Origin of the sequence: Mesorhizobium liriopis (genome assembly GCF_024053505.1) — a bacterium.
Classification (GTDB): Bacteria; Pseudomonadota; Alphaproteobacteria; order Rhizobiales; family Rhizobiaceae; genus Mesorhizobium_B; species Mesorhizobium_B liriopis.
This window is the reverse complement of sequence record NZ_JAMXQS010000006.1, coordinates 56,245-79,278: the sequence shown is the minus strand read 5'-3', so window position 1 is coordinate 79,278 and position 23,034 is coordinate 56,245. Positions and strand designations below refer to the sequence as shown.

Below are 23,034 nucleotides of genomic sequence, written 5' to 3'. Positions count from 1 at the left end.
TCAGGCCGCCTCGAAAAGAAGCGCGCGTGTAGCGGCGGTCACATCCGCATGCCGCATCAGGCTCTCGCCGACGAGAAACGAGCGCACGTTCGAACGCGCAAGCCGCTCGCAGTCCGCATGCGTGAAAATTCCGCTTTCACCGACGATGATCCGCTCAGCGCCGACCATCGGCGCCAGCCGCTCGGTCGTCGCCAGATCGACCTCGAAGGTCCGCAGATTGCGGTTGTTGACGCCGATCAGCGGTGAGCGCAGCTTGAGCCCGCGTTCGAGTTCGCTCTCGTCGTGAACCTCGATCAGGCTGTCCATACCGAGCTCCTCGGCCGCGTCCTCCAGCTCAGCGGCGAGAGCGTCATCGACGCTCGCCATGATGATCAGGATCGCATCCGCACCCCAAAGCCGCGCTTCCCACACCTGATAGGGATCGAGCATGAAATCCTTGCGCAAAGCGGGCAGGGCGCATGCAACGCGTGCCTGCGCGAGGAACTCCGGCGCGCCTTGAAAGGACGGCGTGTCGGTCAGCACGGAGAGGCAAGCCGCGCCGCCGGCCTCATAAGCCTTCGCCAAACTCGCCGGATCGAAGTCCTCGCGGATCAGACCTTTGGACGGGCTCGCCTTCTTCACCTCGGCGATCAGTCCGAACGCCCCGGCGGCGTGCTTGGCGCGCAGCGCCTGCGCGAAGCCGCGCGTCGGCGCGCAGTCACGAACCTTCGCCTTCAGCTCGTGAAGCGGGAGCCGCGCCTTCGCCGCTTTGATTTCGTCGCGTTTGTAGGCTTCGATGCGCCGCAGAACATCGGCCATGATCAACCTCGAGAGACTTCGACCAGCCGGTCGAGCACGCGCCGCGCCGAACCGGAGTCGATTGAATGCCTGGCCGCGGCGATGCCATCCGCCAGTCCTACGGCTTTGCCAGCGACGACCAGTGCCGCACCAGCATTCATCAGCGCCGTGTCGCGATAGGCGCCCGCCTCGCCATCCAGCAACCGCGAAAGCGCCGACGCATTGAAGGCGGCATCTCCGCCGCGCAGGTCCCGGCTCACATGCCGCGGAAGGCCGAATTCTTCCGGCGTGATCGAGAACTTGCGCACCTGACCACTCTTCAGTTCTGCCACTTCGGTCGCGCCGGTCGTCGTGATCTCGTCATAGCCATCACCATGGACGACCCAGGCATGCTCCGTCCCAAGCGAAAGCAGTGTCTGCGCCACAGGCTCGACCCATTCCGGCGCGAACACCCCGACCAGCTGGCGCTTGACGCCTGCGGGGTTCGACAGTGGTCCGAGCAGGTTGAAGATCGTCCGCGTCCCGAGCTCCGAACGCGTCGGCCCGACATGGCGCATCGCCGGATGATGGGAGGGAGCGAACATGAAGCCCACGCCCGCCTCGCGGATACAACGCCCGATCTGTTCCGGCGTCAGCTCGATGTTCACGCCGAGCGCCATTAGCACATCGGCCGCACCCGTCAGCGAGGACAATCCGCGATTGCCGTGCTTCGCCACAGGCACGCCGGCGCCTGCAATGATCAAAGCCGAAGCCGTCGAGATGTTCACGCTGTGCGAGCCATCGCCGCCGGTGCCGACGATGTCGATGGCCTCGGCCGGTGCTTCGACGGTCAGCATGCGCTCGCGCATTGACGCGACTGCGCCTGCGATCTCGTCCACCTTCTCCCCGCGCACGCGCAGTGCCATCAGAAAGCCGCCGATCTGGCCCGGCGTGGCGTCACCCGACATGATGATGCCGAACGCCTCGCGCGCTTCCTCGAACGAAAGCGGCTTGCCGGCGGCGACCGTCGCGAGATGCGCCTTCAGTCCCGTCATCGCTGCGTTTCGCCCAGCGCCTGTTCGGCCGCCTCACGGTTGATCTGAACGGTATACTTGGTCTCGAGCTGCGAGATCATCTGGTCGAGCAGGTCGTTGCGCAAACCTTGGGCATAGCTGGTACGCTGCTGTTCGCCCAAGGCTTCCGGCCCAGCGCCCGCCGGCTCGATGCTTTCCACCACGTGGAACAGGATCCGGCCCGCATTGTTCGGCGCTTCGAAGCTTCCGGTCTTGTTTTCGGCGACTGCGTAAATGGCCTGAACCCCGGCGCGTCCGAAATCCCCGTCATCCGCTTCGCGCTTCACGCCGCGCTTGGTCTGCTTCTCGATCGACGTTTCGCCCGCGATCGCCTCCAGCGTCGCGCTGCCGTCGGCCAGTCTCTTGGCAAGATCGTCCGCACGCGCTTTCAGCCGTGCCGTGCGCTCGGCGGTCTTCCAGTCGGCCGCCACGCGGTCGCGAACCTCGTCCAAGGTGCGATCGCGTGCCGGCGTGATGCCCTCGACTTCGTAGAATACCGAACCGCCCGAAACGGTCGGCAGGCCCTCGTTTTCCACGCCCTGATCGGCGTCGAAAACGGCCGCCACGAGCTGTTGTGACACCGGCAGGTCATTGACCACCGACCCGTCGGGGCGCTGCGCCTGACGATCCATCGCGTCCACGGTCACGACCTTCAAGCCGGTCTTGCTCGCCGCCTCCTGCATGCTCGCGCCACCCGCACGCGCATCCTGATAGGTGTCGTGCGCTTGGGCGAGGGCCGTGCCCGCATCTTTGGTCGCAAGCGTCCGCTTGATTTCGGCGGAGACCTCCTCGAACGGCTTGACCTGTGCAGGCGTGACCGTCGACACGCGCAGCAGCACGGCGCCGAACTGGCCGTCTACCACGTCGCTCACCGCGCCCTGCTGAAGTGCGAAGGCCGCTTCTGCGACCTTCGGGTCGCTGACCTCTTCCTTCGTGAATGTGCCGAGCGCGACGTCGCTCGCTGTCTTGCCTTGTTCGGCGACGACCGCGTCGAACGTCTTACCGCCGCGAATGGCATCGAGCGCAGCCTGCGCTGCCTCGCGTGACGGAAACACTAGCTGCTCGATTACTCGCGATTCCGGCGTCGTGTAAGTCGCGATGTTCTGATCGTAATTCTCGCGCGCCTGCTGGTCCGTGATGCTCGCGACATCGGCGATGTCTTCTGCTTCGAGCTTCACATAGGAAAATTTACGATATTCGGGTGCTGCGTAAGTCGCCTTGTTTTCCTCGAAGAACTTGTTCAGCGCATCCGCTGCCGGCTCCTCGATCGGCTCGACCAGAGAGGGCGGAAGCAGGAGATAGTCCACCGTCCGGTCCTCACCCGCGTAGAGCGAAGCCGCTCGCAGGAACGTATCGGGCGCGACCATGCCGTCCGACACGGCCTCGGTGATCTGCTGGCGCACCGCGACCTGTTCCTGATTGCGGAAATAGTCGCGCTCGGTCATGCCGACCTGGCTCAGCACATAATTGAAGCGGTTGCGGTCGAAACCCGAACCACCAGCCCGGAAGATCGGGTTCTCGACCGTCTGTTGTGCCAGGCGGTCCTCGGTTACGCCGAGCCGCATCTCGCGTGCCTGCTCATCCAGAACGGCTCCGGCCGCGACCTGCGAAAGCACCTGATCGTCGATGCCGAAGGAGCGCGCCTGATCGCGCGTCAGCTGCTGGCCGAACTGCTGGCTGATGGCACCCACCTGGCTGTTCCAGGCAAGGCGATATTCAGCGGGCGTAACCACCGTATCTCCGGCGGTCACGATCTGGTTGCCGCCCAAGCCATGCATCATGCGGCTGGAAAGGCCCCAGATCGCGAACGAGCCGACCAGAAGCACCAGAAGAGATTTGGCAACCCAACCCTGCGCCGCCCTGCGCAATGCATCCAGCATCAGTCGTCCTTGATTCCATTGGCGGAGTTATCCGCAATCATTCCCGGCAATAGCGGGCTCGAAACCGAGTGTCGATTGCTTTGTGTCGCGAGTTTGATACTCCATCGCCACGTTTGTTCGAGGAATAGAGGAGTTTCGCATGACCCCAGGCATCCGACCGCTGGTCGCAGGCAACTGGAAGATGAATGGCACGGAAGCCTCGCTCGGCGAGATTCATGGAATCCGAAACGGCTTCATGTCCGGCCTAGACGCCGAGGTAGACGCGCTGCTCTGCCTGCCGGCCACCCTCATCACCCGCGCCGCCTCGATTTTCAGTGGCTCACCGGTCGCCGTCGGTGGGCAAGACTGCCATGCCAAGGCAAGCGGCGCGCACACCGGCGATATCGCGGCGGAAATGCTGCACGACGCGGGTGCGCGCTATGTCATCGTCGGCCATTCCGAGCGCCGTACGGATCATGGCGAAAAGGACAGCGATGTGCACGGCAAGGCCGAAGCAGCTTGGCGCGGCGGGCTGACGGCGATCATCTGCGTCGGCGAAACGGATGCCGAACGTCGAGCCAACGCGACACCGGATGTGCTGACACGCCAGATCGGCGGTTCGCTGCCACGCGCTGCGGTCGCATCCACCACGGTGATCGCCTATGAACCTGTCTGGGCCATCGGCACCGGTCTCACGCCCACCGCGGAAGATGTGAAGCGCGCCCACGCGCATTTGCGCGCCGAACTCGTCCGCCTGATCGGCGAAGAAGGAAACAAGGTGCGCATCCTTTACGGCGGGTCGGTCAAGCCATCGAACGCCGTCGAATTGCTCGGCGTGGAGAATGTCGATGGTGCGCTCGTCGGCGGCGCCAGCCTGAAGGCTTCCGATTTCCTCGGCATCGCCGAAGCCTACCGAAAGCTTTGACCGTCCATTTGCAAACAGGGCGGTGCTTTCCCACCTGAGCCTTGATCATCCATTGCGCGGCCGGGCTTGGAAACTTGCGCCGGTCATTGTAATGAGCCGCAAATTTCGCGCCCCAGGGGCGCATTTCGCGTTTCGGCGCGCGCAGGGAACTTGTTCATGGAAACCGTCATCATCGTCATCCACCTGATGGTCGTGCTCGCGCTTGTCGGCGTCGTGCTCGTCCAGCGCTCGGAAGGCGGGGGCCTCGGCATCGGCGGCGGTTCGGGCTTCATGACTGCGCGCGGTGCTGCGAATGCCTTGACACGCGCGACGGCCATCCTTGCCGCTGCCTTCTTCATCACCTCGCTCGGCCTCTCGATCCTTGCGCGCTACGGCGGCCAGCCGGGCGACATCCTCGATCGCGTTCAGACCCAGCAGGGCGGCAGCGGGCAGGGCGGCGTTCTCGACCAGCTCGGCGGCGCTTCGACGGCGCCTGCGCCGGCGACCCCGGCGACGCCGACCGCCCCGTCCAGCGAGCAGGCACCTGCCCAGCCCGCCCCGGCTGAAACCAACCCGACCCCGCCGAACACTGACGGTGCACCGGTGGCACCTGCTGCCGACCCGACCGCGCCAGCCGAAAGCTCGCCGCTCTCCACGACCCCGGCGCCGGCTGCGAGCGAGCCCACCACCACGCCGGCACCTTCCGAACCGGCCCCTTCGACGGCTCCTTCAACGCCGTCTCAGCCAGCCGCACCGCAAGTTCCGAGCGGTCAGTAAATTAGATGCCGGTGCGAACTATGTGTTGCGCCGGGCACACCTTTGAAAAATCGCGGCGGCAGGGTGCTGTCGCCGCTTGAGAGAATTTTTCCAAGCTCCTAGGTACGAAGAGTTTTCGGCGCGAAGTGGATGACCCGCGCGCCGCGTCGCTCGTGCATCTCGGATCGCTCCCATGTCTCGCACTCGCCTTGCGCTGCTTGCTCTTTCCACCGCCCTCGCTTTCTCAAGCGTTCCCAGCGTCTCACAGGCGCAGACGCTGAGCGAGATTTTCGCCGCCCGCCGTGCCGCCCGCGCGGAGGCAAACACCGCCGACACGAAGACCAAGAAGGCCGACGCTTCGACCAGGAAGAAGGTCGCTGACAAGAAGGCGAAGGCCGACAAGAAGGTCGCGGCCAAGACGAAGGTGACGGCGCCCGTCACCAAGGTCGGCACCACGCCGCCCGGCGTGTTTTCCAGCATCGAAATGGCCGGCGCGCCGACGGCCGACGAAGTCCTTCAGAGCGGCAACAACGGCGAGCTGCGTTCCAACGCGGAGCGAAAGAAGATCGGCGTATTCGCGGCCATGCTTGGCGTCGAAGAGCGCGAGCCCGACTATCTGCCTCAGACCCGTGCGCTCGATGCCCGCCTGGCTGACAAGGACGCTAAGCGCCCGTTCAGGGTGAAGCCTGAGTTCATGCCACAGGAAGTCACCTATACCGGCTACAAGCCCGGCACGATCGTGATCGATACGGAAGCCAAGTTCCTCTACCTCATGGAAACCGACTCGACCGCCCGCCGCTACGCCATTGCCGTCGGCCGCCAGGGTCTTCAGTACAAGGGCGCCGTGACCGTCGGTGACAAGCAGGAATGGCCGCGCTGGATTCCGACCAAGGAGATGCAGGAACGCGATCCGAAGAAGTACGGCCAGTACAAGGACGGCATGCCCGGCGGCGTCTCGAACCCGCTCGGCGCGCGCGCGATCTACCTCTATGACGGCAAGAAGGACACGCATCTGCGTATCCACGGCACCACCGAGCCGCAGAGCATCGGCACCAGTGCCTCGAACGGCTGCTTCCGCATGATCAACGAGCATGTGCAGGAACTCTACAGCCGCGTGAAGGTCGGCACCAACGTCGTCGTCCTCTGAAACTTTCGCCGGCTGCCCAATGAGGGCGGCCTTCATCAGATTGTGAAACAAGCTCGCGCCGCGATCTTTTCGCTGGCGCGAGTTTCTTTGTGAAGTTATGCCCTGACCCCCATGGCGCGATACGTATTCATCACGGGCGGCGTGGTTTCCTCGCTTGGCAAAGGTATTGCAGCGGCTGCGATTGCGGCCCTGCTGCAGGCACGCGGCTACCGCGTGCGAATCCGCAAGCTGGACCCCTACCTCAATGTCGATCCGGGCACGATGTCGCCCTACCAGCACGGCGAGGTCTTCGTGACCGACGACGGTGCCGATACCGATCTCGATCTCGGCCACTACGAGCGCTTCACCGGCCGCTCGGCCAATGCGCACGACAACATCACCACCGGGCGCATCTATAAGAACATCATCGAGAAGGAACGCCGCGGCGACTATCTCGGCGCGACCGTCCAGGTCATCCCGCACGTCACAGACGAGATCAAACAGTTCGTCTTGAGCGGCAACGAGGATTACGACTTCGTGCTCTGCGAGATCGGTGGCACGGTCGGCGACATCGAGGCGATGCCATTCCTCGAAGCGATTCGCCAGCTGGGCAACGATCTGCCGCGTGGCCAGTCGGTCTATGTCCACCTGACCCTGATGCCTTTCATTCCCGCTGCCGGCGAATTGAAGACCAAGCCGACCCAGCATTCGGTGAAGGAGTTGCAGGCCATCGGCATCGCGCCCGATATCCTCCTCGTGCGCGCCGATCGCCCGATCCCGCGCGAAGAGCGCCGCAAGCTTTCACTGTTCTGCAATGTCCGCGAATCGGCCGTCATCCAGGCGCTCGATGTGGCGAACATCTACGATGTGCCCGTGGCCTATCACAATGAAGGCCTCGATTCGGAAGTGCTCGCAGCCTTCGGCATCGAGCCCGCGCCGCTGCCGCGCATGGAGCGCTGGGAAGATATCGCCAGCCGCATTCACAACCCGGAAGGCGAGGTGACCATCGCCGTCGTCGGCAAATATACCGGTCTCAAGGACGCGTATAAGTCGCTGATCGAGGCGCTCGCGCATGGCGGCATGGCGAACCGCGTCAAGGTGAAGCTCGACTGGATCGAGTCGGAGGTCTTCGAAAAGGAAGACCCCGCGCCGTTCCTCGAAAAGGTCCACGGCATTCTCGTGCCCGGCGGCTTCGGCGAGCGCGGGTCGGAAGGCAAGATCCTCGCCGCGAAGTTCGCACGCGAACGCAAGGTGCCTTACTTCGGCATCTGCTTCGGCATGCAGATGGCCTGCATCGAGGCCGCTCGCTCGCTCGCCGGCATCGAAGGCGCATCCTCGACCGAGTTCGGCCCGGCCAAGGAGCCGGTTGTCGGTCTCATGACCGAATGGCTGCGCGGCAACATGCTGGAGCGGCGGCTGGAGGCCGGTGACCTGGGCGGCACGATGCGGCTCGGCTCGTACAAAGCCTCGCTGAAACCCGACACCAAGATCGCCGAGATCTACGGCGACACGGATATCGCCGAGCGCCACCGCCACCGCTACGAAGTCAACATCGACTACAAGCAGAAGCTCGAGGATGCCGGTCTGGTCTTCTCCGGTATGTCGCCCGATGGCGTGCTGCCCGAGACGGTCGAATATGCCGACCATCCGTGGTTCATCGGCGTGCAGTATCACCCCGAGCTGAAAAGCCGTCCCTTCGAGCCGCATCCGCTCTTCGCCAGCTTCATCGAAGCGGCGATGGAGCAGTCTCGGCTCGTTTAAGACCGGAAGAAACGGAGAAGCGCCTGCGCGAGAGCGTCGGGCGCTTCCTCGGCCATGTGGTGGCCGCTGTCGATGCCGAACCCAGTTAGCTCCGCCGTCCACGGCCGCCAGACAGCAAGCGGATCGCCATAAAGCGTTGCGAGATCATCGCGCAGCGACCAAAGCAGCAGCATGGGACAGGCGATCCTGCGGCCAGCCTCCCGGTCCGCCTTGTCATGCAGATGATCGACCGACAGTCCGGCGCGATAATCCTCGATCATGCCATGCACGACCTTCGGATCATGAATGGCCGCGCGGAAATCCTCATAGTTCTCCCGCCCCATCGCCTCCGGTACGGCTCCATACCAAGCGTCCGGATCGGCCATGATCGCACGCTCGGGCTTATCCGGCTGCGCGAAGAAGAACCAATGCCACCAAGCCCGCGCGAACTTTTCGTTTGTCCGCTCCAGCGCCTCCAGAATCGGCACGCCATCGAGGATCGCCAATCGCTCAACGCGCTGCGGATGATCCATCGCCAGCCGGAACGCCGAGTAGGAGCCCCGGTCATGGCCGGCGAGCCTGAACCGATCAAAACCGAGCGTCTGCATCAACTCGACCAGCGCCTTTGCCTTCGCACGCTTCGAGGAATTACGATGGTCCGGCGCGTCGATGGGCTGAAACGATTGCCCGAAGCCCGGCAGGTCCGGGCAGACGACAGTGAAATGCTCCGAAAGGATCGGTGCCACCCGATGCCAGGTCGTATGTGTGCGTGGATGCCCGTGCAACAGCAGCAATGGCGGCCCCAAGCCGCCATGCCTGACGCGGACTTCTCCGCCTGGAAGTTGGATCCGGTCGAGCGCGAAGCCCTCGAACATCAGCTGTCTTCGGTCGGGTCGGGCGCCCAGACGGGGTCCGTCGCCTTGGGCGAAACGGGCGCGACCGGCGGCAGATAGGTGTCGATCAGCGATGCCGCATAGTCGTCGCGCGCCTTCGCGCTGGCACCGCCCATCACCACGCAGATCAGCTTCTTGCCGTCGCGGTTGACGGACGTGACGATGTTGAAACCCGAAGCGCGCGTGTAGCCGGTCTTGATGCCATCCGCGCCATTCACTCGGGCGAGCAGTCTATTGTGCCCTCGCACCGGTTTGGTGCCACCGAGCATGAAGCTCTGGGTCGAGAAATAATGGAAATATTGCGGGAAGCGCTTGCGCAGGGTGATGCCGAGCAGCGCCATGTCCCGCGCCGTCGTCTGCTGTTCCGGGTTGGGCAGGCCCGAGGCGTTGCGAAAGCGGGTGTTGCGCATGCCGATCTGTCGCGCCTTGGCCGTCATCTGCTCGGCGAACTTCTCTTCGCTGCCACCCAGGAACTCGCCTACGGCCACCGCCACGTCATTGGCCGACTTGGTGACGAGCGCGAGAATCGCATCCTCCACCGTGATCGTGTCGCCGGGACGGAAGCCGATCTTGGTCGGCGGCTGCGAGGCGGCGTTGGCCGAGACCGGAATGCGCGTCGAAGGCGAAATGCGGTTCGCTTGCATGGCCTCGAACAGCATGTAGGCGGTCATCATCTTGGTGAGGGACGCCGGGTAGCGCGGCTCGGTCGAGTCCGACTCGTAGAGCGTCTTGCCCGTGTCGCCATCGATCACGATCGCCGCCTGCTTGCCGTTCACCGGCGCGTAGGAGGAAACCGGCAGCGGGCTGACGCTGTCGAGCGTCTGCGACGTCGAGCAGCCGGCAACACTGAGCGTAAGAGCGAGGGCTACGGCCCGCGCGGGCGAAAGGATGACAAACAGGGGTTTCACGGTGTCTCGGCGGGAATGATGGGCTGGCGAGGCTGAAAGACCCATTATGGTCAAGGACCACTTAACGCAGCCTGAATCTTGAAGGAAGAGCGAGCGCTTGATGCGCGGCGGCGATTGAGGCAAACCGCCGCGCAAACAGGAAATCGAAAATGTCCGCAAAGCCCAACAGCGAAGTCAAAGCCGGCGCGGTGCGCTTCGGCAACAACCTGCCGCTCACCCTTATCGCAGGCCCCTGCCAGATGGAAAGCCGCGAGCATGCCTTCGCCATGGCCGGCGCATTGAAGGAACTCACCGACGAACTCGGCATCGGCTTCGTCTACAAGTCGTCTTTCGACAAGGCGAACCGCACCTCGCTCGGTGGCAAGCGGGGCATCGGCCTCGAAGGCGCGCTGCCCGTCTTCGCCGACCTCAAGAAGGAATTCGGCTTTCCGGTCCTCACCGACATTCACAATGAGGAACAGTGCGCTATCGTCGCCGAAACTGTGGACATCCTTCAGATCCCCGCCTTCCTTTCGCGCCAGACCGATCTTCTGATCGCCGCCGCCAAGACCGGCCGCATCGTCAACGTCAAGAAGGGCCAGTTCCTCGCACCGTGGGACATGAAGAACGTGGTCGCCAAACTGACCGAGTCCGGCAATCCGGATGTGCTCCTCACCGAGCGCGGCGCATCCTTCGGCTACAATACCCTCGTTTCCGACATGCGCTCGCTGCCGATCATGGCCGAGATCGGCGCACCGGTCGTCTTCGACGCGACCCATTCGGTGCAGCAGCCAGGCGGGCAGGGCGGCTCGTCGGGCGGCGACCGCCGCTTCGTGGAAACGCTGGCCCGGGCGGCTGTGGCAGTGGGTGTGGCGGCTGTCTTCATCGAAACGCATGAGGACCCCGACAACGCTCCATCGGATGGCCCCAACATGGTCCCCCTCGACAAGATGCGCGGCCTTCTCGAGCGTCTGATGGCGTTCGACCGCATCGCCAAGGGCGCCTGAGCCGGAACCAACCGGCCGTCCAGCCTGTTCTCGCCGCGAGTTTCTTGAAGCGAAAGGAGAACAGCATGAGCACACCGGCAGGCCACACCTCGGCCATCGCGGCATCGCGCGTCATCGGTACCGCCGTCTACAACACCGCCGGCGACAATGTGGGCACGATCCACGATGTGATGCTCGACAAGCTGTCGAACAACATTATGTTCGCGGTCGTCTCGTTCGGCGGATTTTTGGGGATCGGCGAAAAGTATCACGCCATCCCCTGGGGCTCGCTCGACTACGAGAAGAGCCGTGGCGGCTATATCGTGCCTTACTCCAAGGACCAGCTCGAAGCTGCGCCCGCCTATTCGGTGGAGGAACTGACGCGGGAAGACGGCCGCACCGCGCGTGACGCGTCATACGACTATTACAAAGTCGACCCATACTGGTCCTGAACCGATTTAAATTCTTGGCCTGCCCCCACCGCCGCGAATTGAGTTTCGCGGCGGTTGGTTTATGAGGGGCCCGGATTGTCCAAAGGGAGAGACCCCATGACCGCCATCGTCGATATCATCGGCCGCGAAATTCTCGACAGCCGTGGCAACCCGACCGTGGAGGTCGATGTGGTTCTGGAAGACGGCTCGCAGGGCCGCGCGGCCGTCCCTTCCGGCGCCTCCACTGGCGCACACGAAGCCGTTGAGTTGCGCGACGGCGGCAGCCGCTATCTCGGCAAGGGCGTGCAGAAGGCGGTCGATGCCGTCAATGGCGAGCTGTTCGAAGCGATCGGTGGGCTCGAGGCCGAAGACCAGACCAAGATCGACGAGACGATGATCGAACTCGACGGCACGCCCAACAAGAGCCGCCTCGGCGCCAACGCCATCCTCGGCGTGTCGCTTGCCGTCGCCAAGGCAGCGGCCGATGCTTCGGGCCTGCCGCTTTACCGCTATGTCGGCGGTGCCAATGCGCGCATCCTTCCGGTGCCGATGATGAACATCATCAATGGCGGCGTGCATGCCGACAACCCGATCGACTTCCAGGAATTCATGATCATGCCGGTCGGTGCATCGAGCCTCAAGGAGGCCGTGCAGTGGGGAGCGGAAATCTTCCACACCCTGAAGAAGGGCCTCAAGGACGCCGGCCACAACACCAATGTCGGCGACGAAGGCGGCTTCGCGCCCAACCTGAAGAGCCCCGAGGAAGCGCTCGATTTCATCCTGAAGTCCGTCGAGAAGGCCGGCTACAAGCCCGGCGAGCAGGTCGGCATCGCGCTCGACTGCGCAGCGACCGAGTTCTTCAAGAACGGCGCCTACGTCTATGAAGGCGAGGGCACCACGCGCTCGAGCGAGGAACAAGCCAAATATCTCGCCAAGCTCGCCTCCGATTACCCGATCATCTCCATCGAAGACGGCATGGCCGAGGACGATTGGGACGGCTGGAAGGCTCTGACCGATCTCGCAGGTGCGAAGACGCAGCTTGTCGGCGACGACCTGTTCGTCACCAACTCCGCCCGCCTGCGCGACGGCATCCGCATCGGCGTCGCCAATTCGATGCTCGTGAAGGTCAACCAGATCGGCTCGCTCACCGAAACGCTGGAAGCCGTCGAGATCGCGCACAAGGCCGGCTATACCGCAGTCATGTCTCACCGCTCGGGCGAGACCGAGGATTCGACCATCGCCGATCTCGCGGTTGCCACGAACTGCGGACAGATCAAGACCGGCTCGCTTGCCCGTTCCGACCGGCTCGCCAAGTACAACCAGCTCATCCGCATCGAGGAAGAACTGGGCAAGCAGGCACGCTTCGCCGGGCGCTCGATTCTGCGCGCTTAAACCGGGCGTTAAGCCTGTTTGTGGAAAGTGGCGCGGCCAGAGGAGAGCCGCGCCGATGTGGACCAAACAGCACAAGCAACGAGGACTGGGACTGTTGATCGTCCCCGTCATTTCGGTCTGCTTCCTCTCCTATTTCGGCTTCCATGCCTATCACGGCGACTACGGCATCTATGCCACCTATCGCTATGAAGCCCGTGAAGCCGAACTCACCGCGCAGCTCGATGAGGTGCGCGGCCGACGCGAGGCGATCGAGCGTCGCGTCCGCATGATCCACGACGGCACCATCGACAAGGACATGCTCGACGAGCAGGCGCGTAAGGCGCTCAGCCTGAGCCATGCCGACGAGATCACGATCATGCGCTGATGTTGCAGTGCAACATGAAATGCTGCGGATAAGTGCAGTGATTTGAACAGCTTAGCCGCATATGAGCCATGCATTTTCCGCATGGCCGCGACCCATCCAAGATGCTAGCTATGGACGCATGATAGGCGGCGCTCATTCGCGCGGCCGAACACTCAATCATGCTGTCCAGGGAGTGATGCATGGCGAATGCGGCGCGAAAAACGCAGGACGAGTTCGACGCCGAGGCTGCGCTGACCGAAGCCTCGCCCCAGACACCGCCTCCGGCCGAATTCAGCAAGGAAGACGAACTCAAGGCCTATCGCGACATGCTCCTGATCCGCCGCTTCGAAGAGCGCGCGGGCCAGCTCTACGGCATGGGCTTCATCGGCGGTTTCTGCCACCTTTATATCGGCCAGGAAGCCGTCGTCACCGGCATGCAGATGGCGCTGGTCGAGGGCGATCAGGTCATCACGGCCTATCGCGACCACGGCCACATGCTCGCCTGCGGCATGAGCCCGCGTGGCGTGATGGCCGAGCTGACGGGACGTCGGGGCGGCTATTCCAAGGGCAAAGGCGGCTCCATGCATATGTTCTCGAAAGAGAAGCATTTCTACGGTGGCCACGGCATCGTCGGCGCACAGGTCTCGCTCGGCACGGGTCTCGCCTTTGCCAACAAATATCGCGGCAACGAGAATCTGTCCGTCACCTATTTCGGCGACGGCGCGGCCAATCAGGGCCAGGTCTATGAAAGCTTCAACATGGCTTCGCTGTGGAAGCTACCGGTCATCTACGTGATCGAGAACAACCGATACGCCATGGGCACGGCCGTTTCGCGCTCGTCGGCCGAAACCAACTTCTCCCATCGCGGCGCGTCCTTCCGCATCCCCGGCATGCAGGTGGACGGCATGGACGTGCGCGCGGTGAAGGCTGCGGGTGATTTCGCCGCCGAATGGTGCCGCTCCGGCAAGGGCCCGATCATCCTCGAGATGCAGACCTACCGCTATCGTGGCCACTCGATGTCCGACCCGGCCAAGTACCGCACCAAGGAAGAGGTGCAGAAGATCCGCACCGAGCAGGATCCGATCGAGCTCGTCAAGGCGCGCCTGACCAAGGCCGGCTGGGCCAGCGAGGAGGATCTCAAGGCCGTCGACAAGGAAGTCCGCGACGTCGTCGCCGATTCCGCCGAATTCGCCCAAACCGACCCTGAGCCGGATGTGTCCGAGCTCTGGACCGACATCGTACGCTGAGGATTTCACCACCAATGCCGATTGAAATCCTGATGCCCGCGCTTTCCCCGACCATGGAGGAGGGCACGCTATCCAAATGGCTGAAGAACGAGGGCGATGCGGTCACCGCCGGTGACGTGATCGCCGAGATCGAAACCGACAAGGCGACCATGGAAGTGGAAGCCGTCGATGAAGGCACGCTGGGCAAGATCCTGATTGAGGCTGGCACCGAAGGGGTGAAGGTCAACACGCCGATCGCCACGCTTCTGCAGGACGGCGAAAGCGCGGACTCGGCAGCAGCAGTTCCCGCGCCCAAGCCAGCCGAGGCGACCAATGCCGATACGCCCAAGGCCGCCGAGGGCGATGCCGGCGGCAAGGCGCGCGAAGCAAAGGATGAGCCGACGGCGGACAAGGACGCTGCCAAGGTTCCTGCCGCACCCGTTGCCAATGTGCAGGCCGACCCGGATATTCCGGCGGGCACCGAGATGGTTTCGACCACCGTGCGCGAAGCGCTGCGCGATGCCATGGCCGAGGAAATGCGCCGCGACGAAAACGTCTTCGTCATGGGCGAGGAGGTCGCCGAGTACCAGGGCGCCTACAAGATCACGCAGGGCCTGCTACAGGAGTTCGGCTCCAAGCGCGTGGTCGATACCCCGATCACCGAGCACGGCTTTGCCGGCGTCGGCGTCGGCGCCGCCATGGCGGGCCTGCGTCCCATCGTGGAATTCATGACCTTCAACTTCGCGATGCAGGCAATCGACCAGATCGTGAATTCGGCCGCGAAGACGCTTTATATGTCCGGCGGCCAGATGGGTGCGCCGATCGTGTTCCGTGGCCCCAACGGTGCCGCCGCGCGTGTGGGTGCCCAGCACAGCCAGGACTATGCCGCCTGGTACAGCAGCATTCCCGGCCTCAAGGTCGTGATGCCTTATTCCGCTGCCGACGCGAAGGGCCTGCTCAAGGCCTCGATTCGCGACGAGAATCCGGTTGTCTTCCTCGAGAACGAGATCCTCTACGGCCAGAGCTTCGACGTGCCGAAGCTCGACGATTTCGTGCTCCCCATCGGCAAGGCGCGCATCCACAAGTCCGGCAAGGACGCCACGATCGTCTCCTTCGGCATCGGCATGACCTATGTCGTGAAGGCGGAAGCGGAACTGCGCGGTCTCGGCCTCGATGTCGAGATCATCGACCTGCGCACCATCCGCCCCCTCGACTTCGATACCATCATCGAATCGGTGAAGAAGACCAACCGTCTGGTTGTTGTCGAAGAAGGCTTCCCGCAAAGCTCGGTAGGCGACCACATCGCCAGCCAGGTCATGCAGCGCGCCTTCGACTATCTCGACGCGCCGGTCATCACGGTCGCCGGCAAGGACGTGCCGATGCCATATGCGGCCAACCTCGAGAAGCTCGCGCTTCCGAACGTGGCCGAAGTCGTCGAGGCCGTCAAAGCAGTGACCTACCGCGCATAAGGGGCGAGCGATGCCGATCAACATCACCATGCCCGCGCTCTCTCCTACGATGGAAGAGGGCAATCTGGCCAAATGGCTGGTCAAGGAAGGCGACAAGGTTTCGGCCGGCGATGTGATCGCCGAGATCGAGACCGACAAGGCGACCATGGAAGTGGAAGCCGTCGATGAAGGTACGGTCGCCAGGATCGTAGTGCCTGCCGGCACTGAAGGCGTGAAGGTCAACGCGCTGATTGCCGTTCTGGCCGAAGACGGTGAGGACGCGAGCGCAGCCGCTTCGGGTTCTGCGGAGGCACCGAAAGCCGAGGCACCCAAGGCCGAAGCCACGGCTTCCGAGCCGCAGGCTGAAGCGCCGAAGAGCGACAGCAGGGCTGCTGCCAAGGATGGCTACGGCGGCAGCACAGCGCCGCAGGCACCGTCAACGGGTGACGCCGCCAATGGCGGTGCGCGCACCTTCGCGTCGCCGCTCGCGCGCCGTGTCGCCAAGGAGAAGGGCATCGACCTTTCCGCGTTGAAAGGCAGCGGCCCGCATGGCCGCATCGTTCTGGCGGACGTCGATAACGCGAAGCCCGGCGCGGCTCCTGCCGCCAAGCCGGGTGAAGCACCGGCTCCAGCCGCAGCTCCTGCGGCTGCACCGAAGCCGATGAGCGATGATGCCGTGCTCAAGCTCTTCGAGGAAGGCTCATACGAGCTGATCCCGCACGACAACATGCGCAAGACGATTGCCCGCCGCTTGACCGAGGCGAAGAGCACCGTTCCGCATTTCTACGTCACCGTCGATTGCGAACTGGACGCGCTCCTCTCCCTGCGCAAGCAGATCAACGAGGCATCGCCCATGCGCAAGACCGAGAAGGGCGAGGTTCCGGCCTACAAGCTCTCCGTCAACGACATGGTCATCAAGGCCCTGGCGCTCGCATTGCGCGACGTGCCGAACGCGAATGTGTCATGGACCGAATCCGCGATGCTCAAGCATTCGCATTCGGATGTCGGCGTTGCAGTCTCGATTCCGGGCGGCCTGATCACCCCGATCATCCGACGTGCCGAAGAGAAGACGCTTTCCGCCATCTCCAACGAGATGAAGGACCTCGCCTCCCGCGCACGCAACCGCAAGCTCAAGCCGGAAGAGTATCAGGGCGGCACCACGGCCGTTTCGAACCTCGGCATGTTCGGCGTCAAGGATTTCTCCGCCGTCATCAACCCGCCGCACGCCACGATCCTCGCGGTCGGCGCGGGCGAGGAGCGGGCGGTGGTGAAGAAGGGTGAGATCAAGATCGCCACGATCATGTCCGTGACGCTCTCGACCGACCACCGCGCGGTGGACGGCGCATTGGGTGCCGAACTGCTCCAGGCCTTCAAGCGCCACATCGAAAACCCGATGGGCATGCTCGTCTGAGCCGCCCACGATGAAGACGATCCTCGCTTACGGCGACTCGTTGACCTGGGGCTACAGCGCCTCGGGTCCCACACGGCATGCGTATGCGGATCGCTGGCCGAGCGTCCTGCAGGCCGAACTCGGCGAAGACTTCCACGTCATCGCCGAAGGTCTGAACGGTCGCACGACCATCTATGACGACCACGGGGCCGATTGCGACCGGAACGGGATGCGGCTTCTCCCGACGGTCCTCGAAACGCACAAGCCGCTCGACCTCGTGATCCTGTTTCTGGGCTCGAACGACATGAAGCCGTGGATCGCGGGCAGGGCGCTCGCGGCCCGCCAGGGCATGGAGCGGCTCATCGAACTCATTCGCGGCCACGCCTACGGCTTCGAATACGCGGTGCCGAAAATCCTGCTCGTCTCCCCGCCCGCTCTGTGCCGGACCGAGGACGAGGATTTCGCCGAGATGTTCGAAGCGATCGAAGAATCGCAAAAACTCGCGGGCGCCTATGCGAAGCTCGCGAAGCAACTGGGCATTTCGCATTTCGATGCGGGCAGCGTGGCGCAGACCACGCCGCTCGATGGCGTCCATATGGATGCCGAAAATACGCGCGCGGTCGGTCGCGCGCTCGCGCCCCTCGTGCGCGATATCCTGAACTCCTGACGACAAGGAGCCGGCTCATGGCCGAGAATTACGACGTCATCATCATCGGCTCCGGTCCCGGCGGCTATGTCGCAGCGGTGCGCGCCGCACAGCTCGGGCTCAAGACGGCCATCGTCGAGCGCGAGCATCTGGGCGGCATCTGCCTCAACTGGGGCTGTATCCCCACCAAGGCGCTGCTGCGCTCGGCCGAAGTCATGCACTATGCCGAGCACGCCAAGGATTACGGCCTGAAGATCGACGGCACCGTGTCGGCGGATGTCGGCGCGGTCGTCCAGCGCTCGCGCGGCGTCTCGCAGCGCCTCAATGGCGGCGTCGGCTTCTTGATGAAGAAGAACAAGGTGGACGTGATCTGGGGCGAAGCCAGGATCACCAAGCCGGGCGAGATCGTGGTCGGCAAATCTTCCAAGCCCGCCATGCAGCCCCAGCCACCCGCGCCGAAGGGCACCAAAGGCGAGGGGACGTACACCGCCAAGCATATCGTCGTCGCCACTGGCGCACGCCCGCGCGCGCTGCCCGGGATCGAGCCGGATGGCGACCGCATCTGGACCTACTTCGAGGCCATGGTTCCGAAGGCCATGCCGAAGTCGCTGCTCGTGATGGGCTCCGGCGCCATCGGCATCGAGTTCGCCTCCTTCTATCGCACCATGGGCGCGGAAGTGACGGTGATCGAACTCCTGCCCAACATCCTGCCCGTGGAAGACGCCGAGGTCTCGGCCTTCGCCCGCAAGCAGTTCGAGAAGCAGGGCATCAGGATTCTGACCGATGCCAAGGTGTCCAAGGTCGAAAAGTCCGGCACCGGCGTCACCGCGCATGTCGAGACCAAGGACGGCAAGACCCAGGCACTGTCGGCCGAAAAGCTCATCTCGGCTGTCGGCGTGCAGGGCAATGTCGAAAATCTCGGGCTCGAAGCGGTCGGCGTGAAGATCGAGCGCGGCACGGTCGTCACCGATGGCTACGGCGCGACGAATGTGCCCGGCATCTACGCCATCGGCGATGTCGCCGGTGCTCCGATGCTGGCTCACAAGGCCGAGCATGAGGGCGTCACCTGCATCGAGAAGATCGCGGGCCTGCACGTTCACAAACTCGACCGGATGAAGATTCCAGGCTGCACCTACTGCCAGCCACAGGTCGCCTCGGTCGGCCTCACCGAAGCCAAAGCGAAGGAAGCGGGTCACGACATCCGAGTCGGTCGCTTCTCTTTTGCTGCCAACGGCAAGGCCATCGCGCTCGGCGAGGACCAGGGCTTCATCAAGACGATCTTCGACAAGAAGACCGGTCAGCTTCTCGGCGCTCACATGATCGGCGCGGAAGTGACCGAACTCATTCAGGGCTTCGTCGTGGCGATGAATCTCGAAACCACCGAGGAAGAACTGATGCACACCATCTTCCCGCACCCGACATTGTCGGAGATGATGAAGGAAAGCGTGCTCGACGCTTACGGTCGCGCGCTCAACGCCTGAGCGTGCCTGTGGATAACGTTTGATTCACGGAACCGTTATCCGTTTCAAAAGTTCTATCGCCGCTGGGCGGCAGTGGAATCCTTTTCGCTTCCCGTGACTGCCTGAGCACTGTTTGGGCAACCTCAGCGGAGAGGGACGAAATGGATACCAACGGAGTAGGCTGGATCGCAGCCATCCTCATCGGCGGCATTGCCGGCTGGCTCGCCGAAACGTTCATGCGCAGCAATATGGGCGTGCTCATGAACATCATCCTCGGCATCATCGGTGCCGTGGTTCTCAACGCCATCCTGGCCGCGCTGAATATCTCGCTCGGCACCGGATGGATCGCTTACCTGATCGCGGGCTTCATCGGCGCCTGCATCCTGATTGCGATTGCGCGCCTGTTCAGGCGATAGACGCAAAAACGCATTGCAGATGGGCCGCTCGCGCAACGCGGGCGGCCTTTTTATTTGCGGCCATCATGGTTAGATCAGTGGTTCCCGAACTGGGTGAAGGGTATCCATTCGACGATGGTCACAGTTCTCGACCGCACGATCGCGCCCCGGCCGCGCCATCCTGAAAAGGCTCATCGGCCCGATCAGGAAGTGCTCCGCAAGCCGGACTGGATCCGTGTACGCGCGCCCGTCTCCAAGGGCTATGCGGAAACGCGCGAGATCGTCCGCTCGAACAAGCTGGTCACCGTCTGCGAAGAGGCCGGTTGCCCCAATATCGGCGAGTGCTGGGACAAGAAGCACGCCACCTTCATGATCATGGGCGAGATCTGCACCCGCGCCTGCGCCTTCTGCAACGTCCGCACCGGCATCCCCGGCGCGCTCGATGCGAACGAGCCGCAAAGCGTGGCCGATGCGGTTGCGCAGATGGGCTTGACGCATGTGGTCATCACGTCCGTCGATCGCGACGATCTGGCCGATGGTGGTGCGGAGCATTTCGCCGCCGTCATCCGTGCCATCCGCAAGACTTCGCCCGCCACGACCATCGAAATCCTGACGCCGGATTTCCTGCGCAAGGACGGCGCGCTCGAAGTGGTCGTCGAGGCCAAGCCCGACGTCTTCAACCACAATCTCGAAACGGTCCCGTCGCTTTATCTCACGGTCCGTCCCGGTGCCCGCTACTTCCACTCGCTCCGCCTGCTTCAGCGCGTGAAGGAACTCGACCCGTCGATCTTCACCAAGTCGGGCATCATGGTGGGTTTGGGCGAGGAGCGGAACGAAGTGCTGCAGTTGATGGATGACCTGCGCAGCGCCAATGTCGACTTCATGACCATCGGCCAGTATCTGGCGCCCACCCGCAAGCACCATCCGGTCAAGCGCTTCGTGACGCCCGATGAGTTCGAAAGCTTCAAGACGGTCGGCCGCACCAAGGGCTTCCTGCTTGTCGCGTCGAGCCCGCTGACGCGCTCATCGCACCATGCCGGCGACGACTTCGCCAAGCTGCGTGCCGCACGCGAGGCGGCCCTGGCGCGGAAAGCCTGACCTTTCCATGCCGCAGTTTCAGACTGAACGCCATGTGCGCTACACACCCGACCAGATGTTCGCGCTCGTGGCCGACATCGAGCGCTATCCGGAATTCCTGCCGCTCTGCGAAGGCCTTGCGATTCGCTCGCGCCGCGAGCGCGACGGTCAGGCGGTGCTCGCGGCAGAAATGACCGTCGGCTATATGGCGATCCGCGAGTCTTTCACCACACAGGTGCATCTCAAGCCCGCCGAACACACGATCGACGCGAAATATCTCGACGGTCCGTTCCGCTACCTCAACAGCCAATGGCGCTTCGAACCCGCTCCGAACGGCGGCTGCACCATTCATTTCTCGATCGACTACGAGTTCAGGAGCCGCATGCTGGGCGCGCTGATGGGCGCGATGTTCGACCGCGCCTTCCGCAAGTTCGCTGAAGCCTTCGAAAAGCGCGCCGACACGATCTACGGCGCGACCGCATCAGCCTCGGTGTAGCCGCTCCACCGCTTCGAGCAACATTTCGAGCGCCGTATGCCGTGCTGCCTCGCGTACCTTTGCGCGGCCGATATCGCCCCACTGCGCCTGACGCGTGACCACCGTCCCATCGCGCGACGCGGTGGCGAACCAGACCAGCCCGACAGGCTTCTCCACGCTGCCGCCGCCCGGTCCGGCTATGCCCGTGATCGCAACGGCCGCACCAGCGTTCGAATGGGCGAGTGCTCCCCGCGCCATTTCGGCCGCCGTCTCTTCGGATACCGCCCCGTGATTGGCGAGCGTCTTCGCCTCGACACCCAGCATCGCCATCTTGGCCTCGTTGGAATAGGTCACGAAGCCCCGATCCAGTGCAGCCGATGAGCCTGCAATGTCCGTGATCGCGGCGGCGACCATGCCGCCGGTGCAGGACTCGGCCGTCGCCACCAGAATGTCGCGCGCGATGCACGAGGCGAGCAGACGTTTCGCCAGTGTTTCCTCGCTCATCACACAAGTTCTCCCGGGTAAACCACGCTGACCGTTGCGAGAGCTGCGATGCCTTCCTCGCGCCCGACGAAACCCATGCGCTCATTGGTGGTCGCCTTGATCGAGATGCGGTTCGGCGTGATGCCCAGAACCTCGCTCAAAAGTGCCGTCATCGCCTCCCGATGCGGCCCCACCTTCGGCGCCTCCGCGATGATCGTGATATCGGCATTCGCGATACGGCCACCCGCATCGCGGACGATCTTCACCGCATGCTCGACGAAACGGCGCGATGCCACGCCCTTCCACTGCGGATCGGAGGGCGGGAAATGCACGCCGATATCGCCCGCGCCGCATGTCGCGAGCAACGCATCGGTCAGCGCGTGCAGCGGGGCATCGGCATCCGAATGGCCGGACAGCTTTTTGGTGAACGGAATGGCGACCCCACAAAGCCATACCGCATCGCCTGGTTCGAACGAATGCACGTCATAGCCCGTCCCGGCGCGCACATCGGGAAAGCGCGGCTGGGCGGCGATCATCCTGCGTGCCCGCTCGATATCGCGCGCCCATGTGAGCTTGGTGTTGTCGGCACTGCCTTCAACCAGCCGAACCGGCATCCCCACCCATTCCGCGATCGCCGCGTCGTCCGTGAAGTCATGGCGTCCTTCCGCATGTGCCTTGCGATGAGCTTCGAGAATAGGGTCGAATGGAAATCCCTGCGGCGTCTGCGCGGCCCACAGGCCTTGGCGCGGCAATGTTTCCAGCACTGTACCATCCGCTGCCTCACGCTTGAGCGTATCGGGCATCGGCAGGGCGGCAAGCGCTCCCGTTTGGCCGTCAGTGGATTCGATCACACGCGTGATGATGTCCGCATCGACGAAAGGCCGAACAGCATCGTGGATCAGCACCCTCGAGAACGACCGACCCTCGAGCGCCTCCAACCCCCGCAGAACGGACTCCTGTCGCGTCCCGCCGCCGATCACGACCTGTGCATCGGCGAGATCGCAAGCACGCGAAAGCAGCTCGCCGTCATCCGCATGGACCACGACGACGATGGCCTCGACCGCGAAATGCTCACGAAAATGGCTGATCGACTGGGCGATCACCGTGCTGTCGCCCAAGCGGCGATACTGCTTCGGCCCCTCGGCCACGCCTGCGCGCTCGCCCCGGCCGGCGGCGACGATGATCGCGGCAACCCGCTCTTTGTCTTGCAATGTCATGGCGCGAGGCTTAGCGGAGGTGGGCCACCTTCGCAAAGGGCCAAACGGCATCCACAGCACAGCGGCAAATC

22 protein-coding genes and 1 pseudogene are annotated in these 23,034 nt (G+C 63.6%); 16 read left to right on the top strand and 7 right to left on the bottom strand.

The features are described from left to right. Genes trpC through NGM99_RS12490 form a run of 3 tightly spaced genes read right to left on the bottom strand, consistent with a single transcriptional unit; the run spans position 1 to position 3,709 of the window. Positions 1-801 (bottom strand): indole-3-glycerol phosphate synthase TrpC, encoded by an 801-nt coding sequence (gene trpC / locus NGM99_RS12500; RefSeq protein WP_252820034.1) that lies wholly within the window; start codon positions 799-801, stop codon positions 1-3. Further along, positions 801-1,811: an anthranilate phosphoribosyltransferase gene (trpD, locus tag NGM99_RS12495; RefSeq protein ID WP_252819394.1), complete on the bottom strand. Its 1,011-nt coding sequence runs from the start codon at positions 1,809-1,811 to the stop codon at positions 801-803. The genes trpC and trpD overlap by 1 nt, the downstream gene beginning before the upstream one ends. Beyond that, complete coding sequence (locus NGM99_RS12490; RefSeq protein ID WP_252819392.1) at positions 1,808-3,709, bottom strand: peptidyl-prolyl cis-trans isomerase; 1,902 nt, start codon at positions 3,707-3,709, stop codon at positions 1,808-1,810. Before NGM99_RS12490 ends, trpD begins: the two co-directional genes overlap by 4 nt. Positions 3,710-3,848: 139 nt before the next feature. Between NGM99_RS12490 and tpiA the strand changes: the two genes are divergently transcribed. The 4 genes from tpiA (at position 3,849) to pyrG (ending at position 8,235) form a co-directional block, all read left to right on the top strand. Continuing rightward, a complete protein-coding gene (gene tpiA, locus NGM99_RS12485) occupies positions 3,849-4,613 on the top strand; it encodes a triose-phosphate isomerase (protein ID WP_252819391.1) in 765 nt (254 codons plus the stop codon). A 156-nt stretch (positions 4,614-4,769) separates the two neighbouring features. Next, the gene (secG, locus tag NGM99_RS12480; protein ID WP_252819389.1) at positions 4,770-5,369 is read left to right on the top strand and encodes a preprotein translocase subunit SecG; all 600 of its coding nucleotides are present in this window, start codon (positions 4,770-4,772) and stop codon (positions 5,367-5,369) included. Between the two features lie 172 nt (positions 5,370-5,541). Then, positions 5,542-6,495 (top strand): L,D-transpeptidase, encoded by a 954-nt coding sequence (locus NGM99_RS12475; protein ID WP_252819387.1) that lies wholly within the window; start codon positions 5,542-5,544, stop codon positions 6,493-6,495. 111 nt (positions 6,496-6,606) lie between these two features. Beyond that, entirely contained in the window at positions 6,607-8,235 is a 1,629-nt protein-coding gene (gene pyrG, locus NGM99_RS12470) for a CTP synthase (protein WP_252819385.1), read from the top strand. Here the strand turns inward: pyrG and NGM99_RS12465 are convergent. Both NGM99_RS12465 and NGM99_RS12460 read right to left on the bottom strand, forming a co-directional pair. After that, the gene (locus tag NGM99_RS12465) at positions 8,232-9,089 is read right to left on the bottom strand and encodes an alpha/beta fold hydrolase (protein WP_252819383.1); all 858 of its coding nucleotides are present in this window, start codon (positions 9,087-9,089) and stop codon (positions 8,232-8,234) included. The two genes, pyrG and NGM99_RS12465, sit on opposite strands and share 4 nt — an antisense overlap. A gap of 59 nt (positions 9,090-9,148) precedes the next feature. Then, positions 9,149-10,015 (bottom strand): annotated as a pseudogene (locus NGM99_RS12460) (D-alanyl-D-alanine carboxypeptidase family protein); the annotation flags it as partial. A 149-nt stretch (positions 10,016-10,164) separates the two neighbouring features. On the opposite strand from NGM99_RS12460, the gene kdsA reads away from it, so the two are divergent. The 12 genes from kdsA to NGM99_RS12400 all read left to right on the top strand — a co-directional run bounded on the left by kdsA (position 10,165) and on the right by NGM99_RS12400 (position 21,284). Next, positions 10,165-11,001 (top strand): 3-deoxy-8-phosphooctulonate synthase, encoded by an 837-nt coding sequence (kdsA, locus tag NGM99_RS12455; protein ID WP_252819380.1) that lies wholly within the window; start codon positions 10,165-10,167, stop codon positions 10,999-11,001. 65 nt (positions 11,002-11,066) lie between these two features. After that, a complete protein-coding gene (locus NGM99_RS12450) occupies positions 11,067-11,432 on the top strand; it encodes a PRC-barrel domain-containing protein (protein WP_252819378.1) in 366 nt (121 codons plus the stop codon). A gap of 96 nt (positions 11,433-11,528) precedes the next feature. Further along, positions 11,529-12,803, top strand: coding sequence for a phosphopyruvate hydratase (eno, locus tag NGM99_RS12445; protein WP_252819376.1), 1,275 nt, complete (start codon positions 11,529-11,531; stop codon positions 12,801-12,803). 55 nt (positions 12,804-12,858) lie between these two features. Next, the gene (locus NGM99_RS12440; RefSeq protein ID WP_252819374.1) at positions 12,859-13,167 is read left to right on the top strand and encodes an FtsB family cell division protein; all 309 of its coding nucleotides are present in this window, start codon (positions 12,859-12,861) and stop codon (positions 13,165-13,167) included. 179 nt (positions 13,168-13,346) lie between these two features. Further along, complete coding sequence (gene pdhA / locus NGM99_RS12435) at positions 13,347-14,393, top strand: pyruvate dehydrogenase (acetyl-transferring) E1 component subunit alpha (RefSeq protein ID WP_252819372.1); 1,047 nt, start codon at positions 13,347-13,349, stop codon at positions 14,391-14,393. Between the two features lie 14 nt (positions 14,394-14,407). After that, the gene (locus tag NGM99_RS12430; RefSeq protein ID WP_252819370.1) at positions 14,408-15,841 is read left to right on the top strand and encodes a pyruvate dehydrogenase complex E1 component subunit beta; all 1,434 of its coding nucleotides are present in this window, start codon (positions 14,408-14,410) and stop codon (positions 15,839-15,841) included. A gap of 10 nt (positions 15,842-15,851) precedes the next feature. Beyond that, positions 15,852-17,231 (top strand): pyruvate dehydrogenase complex dihydrolipoamide acetyltransferase, encoded by a 1,380-nt coding sequence (locus NGM99_RS12425; RefSeq protein WP_252819368.1) that lies wholly within the window; start codon positions 15,852-15,854, stop codon positions 17,229-17,231. 10 nt (positions 17,232-17,241) lie between these two features. Then, positions 17,242-17,877 (top strand): SGNH/GDSL hydrolase family protein, encoded by a 636-nt coding sequence (locus NGM99_RS12420; RefSeq protein ID WP_252819366.1) that lies wholly within the window; start codon positions 17,242-17,244, stop codon positions 17,875-17,877. Between the two features lie 17 nt (positions 17,878-17,894). Beyond that, complete coding sequence (lpdA, locus tag NGM99_RS12415) at positions 17,895-19,337, top strand: dihydrolipoyl dehydrogenase (protein WP_252819364.1); 1,443 nt, start codon at positions 17,895-17,897, stop codon at positions 19,335-19,337. A gap of 140 nt (positions 19,338-19,477) precedes the next feature. After that, complete coding sequence (locus NGM99_RS12410; protein ID WP_252819362.1) at positions 19,478-19,732, top strand: GlsB/YeaQ/YmgE family stress response membrane protein; 255 nt, start codon at positions 19,478-19,480, stop codon at positions 19,730-19,732. A 114-nt stretch (positions 19,733-19,846) separates the two neighbouring features. Next, positions 19,847-20,809 carry a lipoyl synthase gene (gene lipA / locus NGM99_RS12405; protein ID WP_252819360.1) on the top strand — a complete coding sequence of 321 codons (963 nt, stop codon included), beginning with the start codon at positions 19,847-19,849 and terminating at the stop codon, positions 20,807-20,809. A 7-nt stretch (positions 20,810-20,816) separates the two neighbouring features. Then, a complete protein-coding gene (locus tag NGM99_RS12400; protein WP_252819357.1) occupies positions 20,817-21,284 on the top strand; it encodes a type II toxin-antitoxin system RatA family toxin in 468 nt (155 codons plus the stop codon). On the opposite strand, the gene NGM99_RS12395 is transcribed toward NGM99_RS12400, so the two are convergent. Together NGM99_RS12395 and NGM99_RS12390 are read right to left on the bottom strand one after the other, a co-directional pair. Further along, a complete protein-coding gene (locus NGM99_RS12395; protein ID WP_252819355.1) occupies positions 21,270-21,767 on the bottom strand; it encodes a CinA family protein in 498 nt (165 codons plus the stop codon). The two genes, NGM99_RS12400 and NGM99_RS12395, sit on opposite strands and share 15 nt — an antisense overlap. Next, the gene (locus NGM99_RS12390) at positions 21,767-22,963 is read right to left on the bottom strand and encodes a bifunctional 2-C-methyl-D-erythritol 4-phosphate cytidylyltransferase/2-C-methyl-D-erythritol 2,4-cyclodiphosphate synthase (protein ID WP_252819353.1); all 1,197 of its coding nucleotides are present in this window, start codon (positions 22,961-22,963) and stop codon (positions 21,767-21,769) included. Before NGM99_RS12390 ends, NGM99_RS12395 begins: the two co-directional genes overlap by 1 nt. Between the last annotated feature and the right edge of the window lie 71 nt (positions 22,964-23,034).

Bases quoted from the DNA above. Each gene is read 5' to 3' on its own strand.
- NGM99_RS12430 (WP_252819370.1), top strand. From the start codon at position 14,408: ATGCCGATTGAAATCCTGATGCCCGCGCTTTCCCCGACCATGGAGGAG.
- NGM99_RS12440 (WP_252819374.1), top strand. From the start codon at position 12,859: ATGTGGACCAAACAGCACAAGCAACGAGGACTGGGACTGTTGATCGTC.
- NGM99_RS12490 (WP_252819392.1), bottom strand. From the start codon at position 3,709: ATGCTGGATGCATTGCGCAGGGCGGCGCAGGGTTGGGTTGCCAAATCT.
- NGM99_RS12390 (WP_252819353.1), bottom strand. From the start codon at position 22,963: ATGACATTGCAAGACAAAGAGCGGGTTGCCGCGATCATCGTCGCCGCC.
- NGM99_RS12465 (WP_252819383.1), bottom strand. From the start codon at position 9,089: ATGTTCGAGGGCTTCGCGCTCGACCGGATCCAACTTCCAGGCGGAGAA.
- tpiA (WP_252819391.1), top strand. From the start codon at position 3,849: ATGACCCCAGGCATCCGACCGCTGGTCGCAGGCAACTGGAAGATGAAT.
- pdhA (WP_252819372.1), top strand. From the start codon at position 13,347: ATGGCGAATGCGGCGCGAAAAACGCAGGACGAGTTCGACGCCGAGGCT.
- pyrG (WP_252819385.1), top strand. From the start codon at position 6,607: ATGGCGCGATACGTATTCATCACGGGCGGCGTGGTTTCCTCGCTTGGC.
- NGM99_RS12475 (WP_252819387.1), top strand. From the start codon at position 5,542: ATGTCTCGCACTCGCCTTGCGCTGCTTGCTCTTTCCACCGCCCTCGCT.
- NGM99_RS12425 (WP_252819368.1), top strand. From the start codon at position 15,852: ATGCCGATCAACATCACCATGCCCGCGCTCTCTCCTACGATGGAAGAG.
- kdsA (WP_252819380.1), top strand. From the start codon at position 10,165: ATGTCCGCAAAGCCCAACAGCGAAGTCAAAGCCGGCGCGGTGCGCTTC.
- lipA (WP_252819360.1), top strand. From the start codon at position 19,847: ATGGTCACAGTTCTCGACCGCACGATCGCGCCCCGGCCGCGCCATCCT.
- lpdA (WP_252819364.1), top strand. From the start codon at position 17,895: ATGGCCGAGAATTACGACGTCATCATCATCGGCTCCGGTCCCGGCGGC.
- NGM99_RS12420 (WP_252819366.1), top strand. From the start codon at position 17,242: ATGAAGACGATCCTCGCTTACGGCGACTCGTTGACCTGGGGCTACAGC.
- secG (WP_252819389.1), top strand. From the start codon at position 4,770: ATGGAAACCGTCATCATCGTCATCCACCTGATGGTCGTGCTCGCGCTT.
- NGM99_RS12400 (WP_252819357.1), top strand. From the start codon at position 20,817: ATGCCGCAGTTTCAGACTGAACGCCATGTGCGCTACACACCCGACCAG.
- NGM99_RS12450 (WP_252819378.1), top strand. From the start codon at position 11,067: ATGAGCACACCGGCAGGCCACACCTCGGCCATCGCGGCATCGCGCGTC.
- NGM99_RS12410 (WP_252819362.1), top strand. From the start codon at position 19,478: ATGGATACCAACGGAGTAGGCTGGATCGCAGCCATCCTCATCGGCGGC.
- eno (WP_252819376.1), top strand. From the start codon at position 11,529: ATGACCGCCATCGTCGATATCATCGGCCGCGAAATTCTCGACAGCCGT.
- trpD (WP_252819394.1), bottom strand. From the start codon at position 1,811: ATGACGGGACTGAAGGCGCATCTCGCGACGGTCGCCGCCGGCAAGCCG.
- NGM99_RS12395 (WP_252819355.1), bottom strand. From the start codon at position 21,767: ATGAGCGAGGAAACACTGGCGAAACGTCTGCTCGCCTCGTGCATCGCG.